Origin of the sequence: Georgenia wangjunii, from assembly GCF_036421975.1 — a bacterium.
Lineage (GTDB): Bacteria > Actinomycetota > Actinomycetes > Actinomycetales > Actinomycetaceae > Georgenia_A > Georgenia_A wangjunii.
Window position 1 is genome coordinate 26,293 of the sequence record NZ_JAZGON010000002.1, and the last position, 14,243, is coordinate 40,535.

A 14,243-nucleotide genomic window follows, 5' to 3' on the forward strand; every position below is an offset into this window, starting at 1 on the left:
GCGCTGCCGGGACTGGAGGCGCGCTCAGCGCTCGCCGACCCGCACGGGCAGGGCCTCGCCGGCCCGCACGTGTTCAGGCCTCGCCGGCCCGCACGGTTCAGGCCTCGCCAGCCCGGCGTCTGGTCCGCCCCCACGGCACGGTCGCGACCGTCACCGCCAGGAGCGCGAGGACCGTGCCGGCCACCGTCGCCGCCGTGACGCCGGCGCCGGGCGCGGGGACGAACGCGTCGAGGGCCAGGGAGCCGAGGAGCTGCCCGGTGACGGTCCCGAGCCCGACGAGGAGCACGCCGGTGTGCGGGACGAGGGCGGCGGACCCGGCGATGAAGATGATGCCGAGCGGGCCGCCGGTGTAGAGCCACCACTCGCCCGGCAGCGGGCCGGGGCCGCCCGCGACGACGGTCTTGACGGCGAACGCGATCCCGAGCGCGACGGTCCCTCCGAGGAAGTTCGTCACGGTCGCCGTGAGCGGGGAGCCGGTGACCGACCCGATCCGCCCGTTCATCGCGTGCTGGAACCCGGTGAGGAGGCCGGCGACGACGGCAGCGGCCGCCGGGCCGAGGAGGGCGAGGACCGGCCGCCCCGGCTGGAAGGACCCCGACGCCGCGATGGCGACGGCGACAAGGACGAGCACCGCACCGACGAGCCGCGCCGCGGTGGGGCGGCGCCGCGCCGCCTGGGCGAAGCCGACGCCGTCGACGAGCAGGCCGCCGAGCGTCTGGCCGGCGACGACGGAGACGGTGAAGACCGCGACGCCGATGAGCGCGACCATCGTGGACTGGGTGAAGACGAGGAACGCGCCGATGAGACCGGCGAGGACGTACACGCGCGGCACGCTGCCGCCGGCGATCGCCGGGCGCAGGCGGCGGAGCCCGCGCCGCAGGTCCGGGAGCACGAGGGCCGCGAGCGCGAGGAGCAGGAGACCTCCGGCGAAGCTGAGCAGCGCGGCGGTGATGCCGTCGTCGAGCTCGTCGCCCAGCTGGCCGTTGATGCGGGACTGGACCGGGATGGCCACGCCCATGGCGGTGGCGCACATGACACCGAGCCACGCCGGGAGGGGCGCGCGCATGCTCTGGGCGAGCTCGGGGGAGCCGGGCACGGAGGTCCTACCGATCTGGGCGGTCAGCGGGGAGTTGCGCTGCGGCGGCGGGGGAGTGCGCCGCAACGGGCGTGCGGAAGAGCGCGGCGATTGGCGCGCACCGCGGCGGGGCGGCGACGGGCGTGCACGAGCGGGCGGCGACGGGCACGCACCTCGGCGGCGCGACGCGGTCGTGGGCGCCGGTGCGTCCACGACGAACGACGGCGCCACTCCCGGTGGGGAGCGACGCCGTCACCTCGAGCGGGAGGGCGGCTCAGAGAGCCGTGACCTGCTTGGCCAGCTTCGACTTGCGGTTCGCGGCCTGGTTGGCGTGGATGACGCCCTTGCTCACGGCCTTGTCGAGCTTGCGCCCGGCGACCTGGAGCGCCGTCGCGGCGGTCTCCTTGTCACCGGCGGCGACGGCCTCGCGGACGCGACGGACGTGCGTCTTGAGCTCCGACTTCACGGCCTTGTTGCGCAGGCGCGCCTTCTCGTTGGTGCGGATGCGCTTGATCTGGGACTTGATGTTCGCCACGTGTTAGCTCTCTCGTGCGTTCGCCGGAGCGATATGAGTATGGGTCTGTGAGGGCAGTGCCATGACCGGGACTGGGGCGTGGGGACACCCGTGGTGTGGTCATGGGCCAGCCCCCGCACGACCTGGCGGAGGCTCAGCCCGGCAGTCTACCAGCAGCGGGGCGGCGCCTGCCGTGTCGTGCCCGTCACGTTCGCGAGCGCCGCGACGCCGTCGGCGCTGTCCGGACGCTCATCCGTGGAGGCTGCGCAGCGCCCGCGCGACCTCGTCGAACCGCGCCCGGGGGAGGGAGGCGCCCTCGCGGCGGACCGCGCCCGGGTCGAGCCAGAGCAGCCGGTCGAGGCGGACCTCGCTCTCGCGGCCTTGGGAGTCCCACGCCCCGGTGCCGACGTCGAGCCAGTGGCGGCCGTGGCGGGCCTCGTCGGCCCGGTCGGCGTCGTGGTCCTTCGACGTCATCTGGGCGGCGACGAGCCCCGCGCCCTCGCGCGCCAGGACGAGGACCGGGCGGTCCTTGCCCTCGGACGGGTCGTCCTCGTACGGCACCCACGCCCACACGACCTCGCCCGGGTCCGGCTGGTCGTCCGGCTCCGGGCTGTACTCGAGGGCAGGCAGGCCGAGCGCCGCGACGTCGTACTCGCTCGCGCCGCGGGTGAGGACCCGGTCGTGCGTCGTCGCGCCGTCAGCGGCGTCGCGCCCCCGCGAGGACGGCACGACCGTCTCCGGTCCCGACGCCCGCGGGCGCGACGGCGTGGGCGTCGGGCGGTCGCGGGGCGCGGGCGACGGCGCCCGTCCGTCCCGAGTCCCCGCACCGGCGGAGGAGCGCCGCGCCGCGGACGTCACGGTGCTGCGGGCGAGACGCAGGACGCGCTGGAGAAGTGGATTCATCCCGCCAGGCTAGCGACGCGCAGCAGGGCGGGCGCGCCGCTACGCTGATCAACGTGACCGGCCTGTTCGACACCTACCCGGCGGGCGCAGCCTGGGACGAGATGTTCGGGGACGGCGGCGCGGTCCGCGACGCCTACACCGGCGTCCACACCACGATGAACCACCTCCCGGCGGGGGAGCTCCAGGCCCGGGCCGACGCCCTCGCGCGGACGTACCTCGCCCAGGGCATCACCTTCGACGTCGGCGGTGAGGAGCGCCCCTTCCCGCTCGACACCGTCCCCCGCGTCATCGCCGCCGACGAATGGGACGTCCTCGCGCCGGGGATCGCGCAGCGGGTGCGGGCGCTCGAGGCGCTCCTCGCCGACGTCTACGGCCCCCAGCGTGTCATCGCCGACGGCGTCCTGCCCCGCTCGCTCGTCGTCTCCTCCGCCCACTTCGCCCGCGCCGCCCGGGGCATCCGCCCCGCCAACGGGGTCCGGGTCCACGTCGCGGGGATCGACGTCATCCGGGACGCGGAGGACCGCTGGCGCGTCCTCGAGGACAACGTCCGCGTCCCGTCCGGCGTCAGCTACGTCCTGTCCAACCGGCGCGCGATGGCCCAGGGCTTCCCCGAGCTCTTCGCGCGGCTGCGGGTCCGACCGGTCGCCGACTACCCGCGCCGCCTCCTCGCCGCGCTGACGGCGGCCGCACCCGAGGGGGTCGAGGACGCGGTCGTCGTCGTCCTCACCCCCGGCGTCTACAACAGCGCCTACTACGAGCACTCCCTGCTCGCCCGGCTCATGGGGGTCGAGCTCGTCGAGGGGCGCGACCTCTTCTGCTCCGGCGGGCGGGTGTACATGCGCACCACCGAGGGGCGCCGGCGCGTCGACGTCATCTACCGGCGTGTCGACGACGAGTACATCGACCCGGTCGCCTTCCGGTCCGACTCGCTCCTCGGCTGCCCCGGTCTGCTCGGTGCGGCGCGCGCCGGGAACGTGACGATCGCCAACGCCGTCGGCAACGGGGTGGCGGACGACAAGCTCATGTACACCTACGTCCCGGACCTCATCCGGTACTACCTCGGCGAGGAACCCCTCATCGCCAACGTCGACACGTGGCGCCTCGAGGACCCGCAGGCGCTCGAGGAGGTCTGCGACCGCCTCGCCGAGCTCGTCGTCAAGCCCGTCGACGGTTCCGGTGGCAAGGGCATCGTCATCGGACCCGCCGCCTCCCGCGCCGAGCTCGACGCCGCGAGGAAGCGGCTGCGCGCCGCCCCGCGCGGGTGGATCGCCCAGCCCGTCGTCCAGCTCTCGACCGTCCCGACCCTGACGGGGGAGAGCGTCGGGCCGCGCCACGTCGACCTGCGCCCCTTCGCCGTCAACGACGGCGAGGACGTCTGGGTCCTGCCCGGCGGCCTCACCCGCGTCGCGCTCGCCGAGGGCCAGCTCGTCGTCAACTCCTCCCAGGGCGGGGGCTCCAAGGACACGTGGGTGCTCGGTCAGCGCCGCCCGGCCGGCGCCGCCGCCCCGAGCGTCCTGCCCGAGACCGGTCACGGGTCGGACGTGGCGGGGGTACCGATGGACGCGAGCCCCGCCGACGGCGTCCGTGAGCAGCAGGAGCAGCAGCAGCAGTCCGGCGGGGCCGCCGCGCGTCACCCGGGTAGGGCCGAGGCGCACCCCGCACCCCACCCGGGCGGGGCCGCCGACGACGGCGCGCGCCGGTTCCCGAGCGCGGGCGGAGGCGTGCCGTGCTGAGCCGCATCGCCGAGTCGCTCTTCTGGATCGGTCGCTACGTCGAGCGCGCCGACGTCACCGCGCGCATCCTCGACGTCCACCTCCAGCTCCTCCTCGAGGACCCGTGGGTGGAGGAGGACACCGCCTGCCGCTCGCTGCTCGCCATCATGGGGATGCCGGCCCCCTCCGACGGCGGGCCCGTCACCCGCCAGAGCGTCCTCTCCGCCCTCGCCTACGACCGGCGCTCGCCGGGATCGATCGCCGGCGCGCTCGTCGCGGCCCGCGAGAACGCGCGGCGCGCCCGGGAGACGATCTCGACCGAGATGTGGGAGTGCCTCAACACGACGTGGAACACGCTGCCGTCGATGATGCACGGCGTGCCGGCGCACGACTACTTCGGGTGGGTCCGCGAGCGGGCCGCCATCGTCGCCGGCATCACCGACTCGGCGACGAGCCGCGACCTCACGTGGACGTTCCTCGTCCTCGGCCGCAGCATCGAGCGCGCCGACATGACCGCCCGGCTCGTCGCGAGCCGCGCCGTGGCGGGGGCGGGCGGGCCGAGCTGGGCCACGCTCCTGCGCTCGTGCGGCGCGTACGAGGCGTTCCTGCGCACCTACCGCGGGCGCGTCGCGGACTCCCAGGCAGCGCAGTTCCTCCTCCTCGACCGGCTCTTCCCGCGCTCCGTCGTCCACGCGATGGAGCGCGCCGAGCAGTGCCTCGCCGACCTCAGCCCGCGGCCCTCGGACGGGTCCGTCCGGGAGGACGCCACCCGCATGCTGGGGCGTGCGCGCACCGGGCTCGAGTACCGCCCGCTCGCCGAGCTCCTCGGCAACCTGCCCGCGGAGATGGAGACGATCCAGCTGGCGTGCTCGCGCGCCTCGGACGCCATTCGGCAGCGGTACTTCCTCGGGGAGCCGCCGGACTGGTCGGGAGGGACGCTGTGAGCCGGCTCCACATCGTCCACCGGACGAGCTTCACCTACGAGCGGCCCGTGACGGCCTCCTACAACGAGGCGCGGATGCGTCCGGTGACCTTCCCCGGCCAGCGGGTCCTGTCCTCGCGGCTCGAGGCGACGCCGAGCACGTGGTCCCAGGAGTACCGGGACTACTGGGGCACCCAGGTCGACGCCTTCGAGGCGCTCACCCCGCACGAGACCCTCACCGTCGTCGCCGAGTCCCGGGTGGAGCGGGACGCGCCCCGCGGGGACGTCGTCACGTGCGGGTGGGACGCGCTGCGCGCCGGCGCGCTCCAGGACCGGATGAGCGAGTTCCTCATGCTGACCCCGACGACGGCGCCCGACGCCGACCTCGTCGAGCTCGCCCAGGACTCCGCGTCCGGGCGTGAGCCGCACGAGGCGGGCGTGGCGATCTGCGACGCGCTGCGCGCCGCCGTCGAGTACGCGCCGGGTGCCACGAGCGTGCACACCCGCGCCGCCGAGGCGTGGCAGGCGCGCACCGGCGTGTGCCAGGACATCGTCCACCTCGCCGCCGGCGCGCTGCGCGCCGTCGGGATCCCCGCCCGGTACGTCTCCGGCTACCTCCACCCGCTCGCCGCGAGCACGGTCGGCGAGGTGGCCCTCGGGGAGAGCCACGCGTGGATCGAGCTGTGGTGCGGCGACTGGTACGCCTACGACCCGACGAACCGGATCGGCGTCGGCGAGCACCACGTGCTCGTGGCGCGGGGGCGCGAGTACCGCGACGTCACCCCGCTGCGCGGGGTCTACGCCGGCGGTGGCGCCTCGACCCAGCACGTCGAGGTCGCCATCACCCTCGAGGCGTAGGGGCCCTGCCGCACGGCTGGGTCGGGCCCGCGTGCCTGCCGCCGGCCGACCGCTGGCGGGTACCGGTCGTGCAGCCGCCGCCGAGACTCCCGGCCAGCGACCTCGTCGGTGCGGTGCCCGGGGGCCGGGCTCAGCCGACGAGGAGGGCGATCGCCGCGCCGAACGTGCCGAGGACGCCGAGCGGGATCGCGGCGACGGTCCCGACGAAGGCGAGGAGCGTCACGCGCAGGTCGTCCCGGAGGTAGGGGGCGTTGACAGGGCCGCCGGCGGCCCGCAGGAGCGAGCGCTGCGTCGCCTCGACGCCCGGGAGCCACCGGGCGGTGCGCACCTGGTGCTCGGCGTACGCCTCGGACAGGAGGCCGAGCTCGGACTCGAGCTGCGCGCGCTGGGCGTCCTGGGCGCCGCCGCCGGTGGTCCCGACGACGATCTCCTGCGAGCCGGGGGCGACCGTCGGGTGCTCGACGAGTGACGCCGTCGTGCGCTGGAGCCGCTCCCGGCGCCACGCGAGGAGGAGGACCGGCACGGCCAGGACGAGGGCGCCGACGAACGGCAGCCACGCGGCCCAGGACTCGGCGCCGCGCCCGAGGAGGAACCCGAGCAGCGCGAACGCGGCGACCGGCACGCCGGCCGCGACGAGGAGGATCCGTCCCGGCTTGCGCGAGAGCCGCACGAGGTTCGGCACCACCCGGTTGAGGGCGTCGCCCATCGCAGTCATGCCACCAGGTTGCCACGCCGCGCGGCCGCGTCGCGCCGCGCGGGCCGAGGTGCGGGCCGAGGTGCCGGCCGAGGTGCCGGCCGACGTGCGGGCCGAGGACGACGCACCCGGTCTCGGCCGCGCGGCGCGCGTCCCGGTCGGCCTGCACGGGCGCGCGGCGATCGGGCTCCTTCGGGCGAGCCGGTCGCACCGGTGCCGCGCAGCGGCGCGCTCATGCGACCATGGTCTGAGCCTGTCCCGGCGCACGCCGCACCCGAGCGGCCCGCGCGACGTCGTCCCGAGGAAGCAATCAGTGCCCCCCATCCCGAGCCCCGCGCTCAACGCGCAGATCGCCCCGTCGGCCACCGCCCCGGAGCTCCTGCGCAACTTCTGCATCATCGCCCACATCGACCACGGCAAGTCGACGCTCGCCGACCGGATGCTCCAGCTCACCGGCGTCGTCGACGACCGCGCCATGCGCGCGCAGTACCTCGACCGGATGGACATCGAGCGCGAGCGCGGCATCACGATCAAGTCGCAGGCCGTGCGGATGCCGTGGCAGCAGGGCGAGCGCGCGTACGCGCTCAACATGATCGACACCCCCGGGCACGTCGACTTCACCTACGAGGTCTCGCGCTCCCTCGCCGCGTGCGAGGGCGCCGTGCTCCTCGTCGACGCCGCGCAGGGCATCGAGGCGCAGACGCTGGCGAACCTCTACCTCGCCATGGAGAACGACCTCACGGTCATCCCCGTCCTCAACAAGATCGACCTGCCGGCCGCCCAGCCGGAGAAGTACGCGGAGGAGCTCGCCAACCTCATCGGCGGGCAGCCTGAGGACTGCCTGCGCGTCTCGGGCAAGACCGGCGCGGGCGTCACCGAGCTGCTCGACCGGATCGTCAGGGACATCCCGAGCCCGGTCGGGGACCCGGACGGTCCCGCACGCGCCGTCATCTTCGACTCGGTCTACGACACCTACCGGGGCGTCGTCACGTACGTGCGCGTCGTCGACGGCAACCTCTCCCCGCGCGAGCGCATCACGATGCTCTCGACGCGCGCCACGCACGACCTCCTCGAGATCGGCGTCAGCTCGCCTGAGCCGACGCCGACGGCGGGCCTCGGCGTGGGTGAGGTCGGCTACCTCATCACCGGCGTCAAGGACGTGCGCCAGTCCCGCGTGGGCGACACGGTCACCTCGGCCCACAAGCCCGCGACCGAGCCGGTGGGCGAGTACCGCGAGCCGCGCCCGATGGTGTTCTCCGGGCTCTTCCCCATCGACGGCTCGGACTACCCCGTCCTGCGCGACGCCCTCGACAAGCTCAAGCTCAACGACGCGGCCCTCGCGTTCGAGCCGGAGACGTCCGTGGCGCTCGGCTTCGGCTTCCGTTGCGGGTTCCTCGGGCTGCTCCACCTCGAGATCGTGCGCGAGCGGCTCGAGCGTGAGTTCAACCTCGACCTCATCTCGACCGCGCCGAACGTCGTCTACGACGTCGTCATGGAGGACCGCTCCCGCGTGCGGGTGACGAACCCGAGCGGGTTCCCCGAGGGCAAGGTCATGGAGGTCCTCGAGCCGGTCGTCAAGGCGACGATCCTGTGCCCGGCGGAGTTCATCGGCGCCGTCATGGAGCTGTGCCAGAACCGGCGCGGGGTCCAGCTCGGCATGGACTACCTCTCCGCGGACCGCGTCGAGCTGCGCTACACGCTCCCGCTCGCCGAGATCGTCTTCGACTTCTTCGACCAGCTCAAGTCCCGCACGCGCGGGTACGCCTCCCTCGACTACGAGCCCGCCGGCGACGAGGCGGCGGACCTCGTCAAGGTCGACATCCTCCTCAACCACGAGGCCGTCGACGCGTTCAGCGCCATCGTCCACAAGGACAAGGCCTACGCGTACGGCGTCATGATGGCCGGCAAGCTGCGCGAGATCATCCCCCGCCAGCAGTTCGAGGTGCCGATCCAGGCCGCCGTCGGCGCGCGCGTCATCGCCCGTGAGACCGTCAAGGCCCTGCGCAAGGACATGCTCGCCAAGTGCTACGGCGGTGACATCACCCGTAAGCGCAAGCTCCTCGAGAAGCAGAAGGAGGGCAAGAAGCGCATGAAGAACATCGGACGGGTCGAGGTGCCGCAGGAGGCCTTCATCGCGGCGCTGGGCAGCGAGGGCCCCGGCGGCAAGGACGCCAAGGCCAAGAAGTGAGCCGGACGGACCTCGCCGCGCAGGTGGGTCCGGCCGAGGAGAGCGGCGCCGGGTCTTCCATCCGCCGCTCGTTCCTCGCGGCTCCCGCCAGGCCCGCCACGACCCTGCACCGCTCTTCCCGGCCGGGTGCGGGGCGACTCTCGTGAGTCCCGCCCTGCCTGACGGCGAGGCGGCGCCCGACGACGGCGCGCTCCCCGTCTCCGCGGCTCACGGGGCCGACGCGCGGGACTTCGGCGTCTACCTCCACGTGCCGTTCTGCACCGTGCGCTGCGGGTACTGCGACTTCAACACGTACACGGCGACCGAGCTCGGGGCGGGCGCGAGCCAGGCGTCCTACGCCGAGACAGCGCTGCGGGAGATCGACCTCGCCGCCCGGGTGCTCGCGGACCCGGCGCTCGGCGCGGCCGGGATGCCCGCGCGGGAGGTCGCGACCGTGTTCGTCGGCGGCGGCACCCCGACGATCCTGCCCGCGGGCGACCTCGCCCGGATGCTCGGGGCCGTCCGCGACGCGTGGGGTCTCGGGCCGGGCGCGGAGGTCACGACCGAGGCGAACCCGGACTCCGTCACGCCCGAGTCGCTCGCGACGCTCGCCGCTGCCGGGTTCACGCGGGTCTCCTTCGGCATGCAGTCCGCCGTGCCCCACGTGCTCGCCACGCTCGACCGCACGCACGACCCAGCCCGCCTGCCCGACGTCGTCGCCTGGGCGCGGGCCGCGGGCCTCGGCGTCTCGGTCGACCTCATCTACGGCACGCCGGGGGAGTCGATGGCGGACTGGCGGGCGAGCCTCGACGCCGCCGTCGCGCTCGAGCCGGACCACGTCTCCGCCTACGCGCTCGTCGTCGAACCGGGGACGAAGATGGCCGCCCAGGTGCGGCGCGGCGAGCTGACGATGCTCGACGGAGATGATGAGGCCGCGAAGTACGAGCTCGCCGAGGAGGTGCTCTCCGCCGCGGGCCTCGGCTGGTACGAGGTGAGCAACTTCGCGCGCGGCCCGGAGCACGCCTCGCAGCACAACCGCTCCTACTGGCGCGGGCAGGACTGGTGGGGCATCGGCCCCGGCGCCCACAGCCACGTCGGTGGCGTGCGCTGGTGGAACGTCAAGCACCCGCGCGCCTACGCCCACCGCCTCGAGCAGGGGCTGAGCCCGGCGGCCGCGCGCGAGGTGCTCGACGACGGCACACGCGAGATCGAGCGCGTCCTCCTCGGCGTCCGGCTCGCCGAGGGGCTCGAGCTCGCGCCGGGAACCGGCCGCGTCCCGGAGGCGCAGCGGCACGCCGTCGCGAGCCTCCTCGCCCAGGGCCTTGTCGAGTTCGCGCCCGCGCGCGCCGGGCGGATCGTCCTCACCCTGCGGGGCCGGCTGCTCGCCGACGCCGTCGTGCGCGAGCTCACGGCGTGAGCGCGCGGGAGCTCCAGGCCTGAGCTGGCGGGGAGCTCCGCGCTTGAGCATGCGGTCACTCGCTTCCTGAGCGTGCGGGACCTCCCGGCCTCCGGGCGGGAGCTCCTCGGCCGAGCGTGCGTGAGGTCACCGCTCGAGCGTGGGGTCACTCGCCGCTGCCGCGTCCGCAGGCTCGGACAGGCGGGACCTTCACGCGGCCGTCGTCCCGCTCTACGCTCGGCCCAGCGGGAGTGGTCGGCGCGCGGGCGCCCCGCGCACCGGCTTGAGGCCGGTCGGCAGAGGAGGGGCGATGAGATCCTTCGGCAGGGCTGACGACCTGCGCGGCGCGCAGTTCGTCGACGCCGACCTCCGTGGTGCCCGGTTCGTCCGCGCCGACCTCTGCGGCGTGGTCATGCGCGGCGTCGACGTGCAGGGGGCGGACCTCGACGCGCCGTGGCTCCTCGAGGACGGGGGCTCCCTGCGCGTCAACGGGGTCGACGTCGTGGCGTTCGTCGACGGCGAGCTCAACCGCCGTTTTCCCGGTCGCGCGGAGCGGCGGGCGGTTGACCCGGACGGGTTGCGCGCCGCGTGGGCGGCGCTCGAGCGCACGTGGGAGGCGACGCTCGAGCGGGCGGCCGCGATGCCGGACGGCACGGTCGACGTCTCGGTCGACGGCGAGTGGTCGTTCGCCCAGACCCTGCGGCACCTCGTCATGGCGACGGACACGTGGCTGGGCCGGGCGATCTTGGAGCGGGACCAGCCCTACCACCCTCTCGGCCAGCCGAACGTCGAGTACGAGGCCGACGGGAACGACCCGACAGTCTTCGCCCCGGGCTCGCCGGCGTACCCCGACGTCCTCGAGGCCCGCGCGGGCCGCGTCGCCCTCGTGCGGGACTTCCTCGCCGGCGTCACCGCCGAGGACCTCCGCGCGCAGCGCCGGAACCCGTGGGCGCCCGAGCACGCGGAGACGACGCTCTCGTGCCTCCACACGATCCTCGGGGAGGAGTGGGAGCACCACCGGTACGCCGTCCGCGACCTCGACGCGATCGCGGCGGGCGCCTCCTCGTAGCCCCAGACCTCGGCGTGGCGCCGCGACACTGGGCCACGCGCCCCTGGTAGCCCCAGACCTCGGCGTGGCGCCGTGCCACGCTGGGGGGATGGACCAGCGCCTCAGCTTCGTCACGCTCGCCGTGCACGACCTCTCGGCCGCTCGGGCGTTCTACGTCGACGGTCTCGGCTGGCAGCCCGCCGTCGACGTGCCTGGCGAGGTGCTCATGATGAAGGTGGGCGAGCACGTCGTCCTGTCGCTGTGGGACGCGGAGCACTTCGCGGCGGAGGTCGGCCCCATCGCCCGCGGCCCCGGCGTCGCTCCCCTCACGCTCTCGCACAACTGCGCGACCAAGGGCGAGGTCGACGACGTCCTGGCCACCGCCCGCCGTGCAGGCGCGGAGGCCACCGCAGCCGCCGAGCGCGAGTGGGGCGGCTACTCCGGGTACTTCGCCGACCCCGACGGGTTCCGCTGGGAGATCGCCTACAACCCCGGCCCGATCGGCGCAGAGGTCATCCCCTGAGCGGCGCCCGCGCGGTGCCGCGCGGGCCGGCGCGCGCAGCGCGTTACCGGGGAGTGCTGCAGCGTCATAGGCACAGCCACGCTCCCCGATGACCTGGCGAGCGCGCGAGCGCGGCAACGGCGAGGCCTTGAGCGGGAGCGGCGGAGGAAGGCCCGCACCGGCGTGGTGGGTCTGGCGGGAGCCGCGAGGAACGAGCGGCGGATGGAAGCCGGCGCAGGCCTTCCTCCGCCGCGCCCCCACCCTTGGGACAGCCGCCCGGCGCCCGGCACTTCTGCATGATCACGGGTTGGCGAGCAGAGGTGGTTGAGGCGGGACGGGGGACGCCGGGCGGGGTACGCCGAGCGGAACTACTCCGGGATCGCCGTGACGAAGTCGATGAGCTCCTCCATGCGGCCGAGGAGCGCGGGGGAGAGGTCCTTGTAGTCGCGGACGCGGCCGAGGATCTGCTTCCAGCCGCGCGAGACGTCGGCCTGGTCGGCGTGCGGCCACCCGAGCGCCGCGAGCGTGCCGTGCTTGATGTCGGTCCCGCGGGGGACGTCGGGCCAGGCCTTGAGGCCCACGCGCTCGGGGCGCACCGCCTGCCACACGTCGATGTACGGGTGCCCGAGCACGAGGACGTTCTCCCGCCCCGCCAAGCCTCGCAGCGACGCCTCGACGAGGCGGGTCTCCTTCGACCCCGGGACGTAGTGGTCGACGAGCACGCCCGCCCGCCGCCGCGGCCCCGGCCGGAAGTCGCGCAGGACGGCGTCGAGGTTGTCGACGCCCTCGAGGAGCTCGACGACGACCCCCTCCACGCGCAGGTCGTCGCCCCACACGCGCTCGACGAGCTCGGCGTCGTGGCGGCCCTCGACCCAGATGCGCGAGGCCCGCGCCACGCGGGCCTTCGTCTGCGGCACCTCGAGCGAGCCGGAGGCGGTGAGGCGGCGCCCACCCGCCGTCGTCGGGCCCGACGCGGCGACGGGGCGCACCGGCGGGACGAGCCGGACCGGACGGCCGTCCACCCAGAAGCCGGCGCCGAGCGGGAAGGTCCGGGTCGCGCCGCGCCGGTCCTCGAGGACGACGACGTGCATCCCGCCGGACTTCTCCACGGCGACGACGGCGCCCACCCACCCGGTCTGGACCTCCTCGACGACGAGCCCGAGGTCCGCGGCGCGGTCGGTCGTCGTCGCCCGGTGCGCGAAGGCACCCGTGCGGTGCGGGTCCTGGCTGAGGATGTCGCTGCCGTAGCGGTCGAGGGGAGGCACCCGCCGAGGGTACGCACCCGGTGGGGCACCTCACGGGGTACGCGAAGGGCGTGGCGCGTAGGATTAGCACTCGGCATAGTTGAGTGCTGGCACGGGAGGAGGAACGGATGAGCGACGAACGGCGCCTCGATGTGCTGCGCGCCATCGTGGAGGACTACGTCGAGACCCGCGAGCCCGTCGGCTCCCGGATGCTCGTCGAGCGCCACTCCCTCGGGGTCTCCCCGGCGACGATCCGCAACGACATGGCGGCGCTCGAGGAGGGCGGGTTCATCGCCCAGCCGCACACCTCGGCCGGCCGCGTGCCCACGGACAAGGGCTACCGCCTCTTCGTCGACCAGATCTCGACCCTCAAGCCGCTCTCCTCGCCGGAGCGCCGGGCGATCCAGCACCTGCTCGCCGACGCCGTCGACCTCGACGACGTCGTCGAGCGCACCGTGCGGCTCCTCGCCCAGCTCACGCACCAGGTCGCCGTCGTGCAGTACCCCTCGCTGCGCCGCTCGGCCCTGCGTCACCTCGAGCTCGTCCCGGTCTCGGACCGGCGCCTGCTCGTCGTCATCATCACCGACACCGGGCGCGTCGAGCAGCGCACCGTCGAGTCGGCCGCGCCCGTCGACCCGGCCGTCGTCGCCGAGCTGCGGGCGCGCCTCAACGCGATCTGCGCCGGCCGGCGCCTCTCCGCCGTCGTCGTGCCCCTCGCGGAGGTGCCCGAGCACTTCGCGCCGCCGCACCGCCCCCTCGTCAGCGCGATCATCGACGAGCTGACGGACACGCTGCGGATGGACGCGGAGGAGCGGATCGTCATGGCGGGCACGGCGAACCTCGCCCGCTCCGACGTCGACTTCACCCGGACGATCGGCCCGGTCCTCGAGGCGCTCGAGGAGCAGGTCGTCCTCCTCAAGCTCTTCTCCGAGATGGCCGACGACGACGTGAGCGTCCGCATCGGCCAGGAGAACCGGCACGAGGGGCTCTCGGAGACGTCGCTCGTCGCGGCGTCGTACGGTGGTGCGGCGGCGTCGGACTCGGTCGCCCAGCTCGGCATCATCGGACCCACCCGGATGGACTACCCCACGACGATGAGCGCGGTACGGGCCGTGAGCCGTTACCTCTCCCGCATCCTCGCCGGGTGACGCACGCGCCCCGACGCCACCTCCGAGCGCCTGACGCTCACGCAGCCCAGCAGAAAGTGA

General features: G+C 74.5%; 13 protein-coding genes. 8 read left to right on the forward strand and 5 right to left on the reverse strand.

The annotated features are described in order from the left end of the window. Positions 1-97: 97 nt before the first annotated feature. The 3 genes from V2J63_RS04000 to V2J63_RS04010 all read right to left on the reverse strand — a co-directional run bounded on the left by V2J63_RS04000 (position 98) and on the right by V2J63_RS04010 (position 2,492). On the reverse strand, positions 98-1,096 hold the full coding sequence (locus V2J63_RS04000) for a DMT family transporter (protein ID WP_331229708.1): 999 nt from the start codon (positions 1,094-1,096) through the stop codon (positions 98-100). A gap of 253 nt (positions 1,097-1,349) precedes the next feature. Further along, complete coding sequence (gene rpsT, locus V2J63_RS04005; RefSeq protein ID WP_331229709.1) at positions 1,350-1,610, reverse strand: 30S ribosomal protein S20; 261 nt, start codon at positions 1,608-1,610, stop codon at positions 1,350-1,352. A 228-nt stretch (positions 1,611-1,838) separates the two neighbouring features. Next, a complete protein-coding gene (locus tag V2J63_RS04010; protein ID WP_331229710.1) occupies positions 1,839-2,492 on the reverse strand; it encodes a type II toxin-antitoxin system PemK/MazF family toxin in 654 nt (217 codons plus the stop codon). 53 nt (positions 2,493-2,545) lie between these two features. On the opposite strand from V2J63_RS04010, the gene V2J63_RS04015 reads away from it, so the two are divergent. The 3 genes from V2J63_RS04015 to V2J63_RS04025 are packed head-to-tail and all read left to right on the forward strand — an operon-like array spanning position 2,546 to position 5,984. After that, positions 2,546-4,225: a circularly permuted type 2 ATP-grasp protein gene (locus V2J63_RS04015; RefSeq protein WP_331229711.1), complete on the forward strand. Its 1,680-nt coding sequence runs from the start codon at positions 2,546-2,548 to the stop codon at positions 4,223-4,225. Next, positions 4,219-5,148 carry an alpha-E domain-containing protein gene (locus V2J63_RS04020; RefSeq protein ID WP_331229712.1) on the forward strand — a complete coding sequence of 310 codons (930 nt, stop codon included), beginning with the start codon at positions 4,219-4,221 and terminating at the stop codon, positions 5,146-5,148. Before V2J63_RS04015 ends, V2J63_RS04020 begins: the two co-directional genes overlap by 7 nt. Further along, positions 5,145-5,984 carry a transglutaminase family protein gene (locus V2J63_RS04025; protein WP_331229713.1) on the forward strand — a complete coding sequence of 280 codons (840 nt, stop codon included), beginning with the start codon at positions 5,145-5,147 and terminating at the stop codon, positions 5,982-5,984. Before V2J63_RS04020 ends, V2J63_RS04025 begins: the two co-directional genes overlap by 4 nt. Before the next feature lie 130 nt (positions 5,985-6,114). Here V2J63_RS04025 and V2J63_RS04030 read toward each other — a convergent pair whose 3' ends face one another. Next, complete coding sequence (locus tag V2J63_RS04030) at positions 6,115-6,699, reverse strand: hypothetical protein (RefSeq protein ID WP_331229714.1); 585 nt, start codon at positions 6,697-6,699, stop codon at positions 6,115-6,117. 292 nt (positions 6,700-6,991) lie between these two features. Between V2J63_RS04030 and lepA the strand changes: the two genes are divergently transcribed. The 4 genes from lepA (at position 6,992) to V2J63_RS04050 (ending at position 11,812) form a co-directional block, all read left to right on the forward strand. After that, complete coding sequence (gene lepA / locus V2J63_RS04035) at positions 6,992-8,866, forward strand: translation elongation factor 4 (RefSeq protein ID WP_331229715.1); 1,875 nt, start codon at positions 6,992-6,994, stop codon at positions 8,864-8,866. Between the two features lie 142 nt (positions 8,867-9,008). After that, positions 9,009-10,262 carry a radical SAM family heme chaperone HemW gene (hemW, locus tag V2J63_RS04040; protein ID WP_331229716.1) on the forward strand — a complete coding sequence of 418 codons (1,254 nt, stop codon included), beginning with the start codon at positions 9,009-9,011 and terminating at the stop codon, positions 10,260-10,262. A 289-nt stretch (positions 10,263-10,551) separates the two neighbouring features. Beyond that, positions 10,552-11,310 carry a DinB family protein gene (locus tag V2J63_RS04045; RefSeq protein ID WP_331229717.1) on the forward strand — a complete coding sequence of 253 codons (759 nt, stop codon included), beginning with the start codon at positions 10,552-10,554 and terminating at the stop codon, positions 11,308-11,310. A gap of 88 nt (positions 11,311-11,398) precedes the next feature. After that, on the forward strand, positions 11,399-11,812 hold the full coding sequence (locus V2J63_RS04050) for a VOC family protein (protein WP_331229718.1): 414 nt from the start codon (positions 11,399-11,401) through the stop codon (positions 11,810-11,812). A gap of 347 nt (positions 11,813-12,159) precedes the next feature. Here the strand turns inward: V2J63_RS04050 and V2J63_RS04055 are convergent, their stop codons facing one another. Further along, positions 12,160-13,056 (reverse strand): DUF3097 domain-containing protein, encoded by an 897-nt coding sequence (locus V2J63_RS04055; protein WP_331229719.1) that lies wholly within the window; start codon positions 13,054-13,056, stop codon positions 12,160-12,162. A gap of 107 nt (positions 13,057-13,163) precedes the next feature. Between V2J63_RS04055 and hrcA the strand changes: the two genes are divergently transcribed. Continuing rightward, complete coding sequence (hrcA, locus tag V2J63_RS04060) at positions 13,164-14,183, forward strand: heat-inducible transcriptional repressor HrcA (RefSeq protein ID WP_331229720.1); 1,020 nt, start codon at positions 13,164-13,166, stop codon at positions 14,181-14,183. The last annotated feature ends 60 nt before the right edge of the window (positions 14,184-14,243 follow it).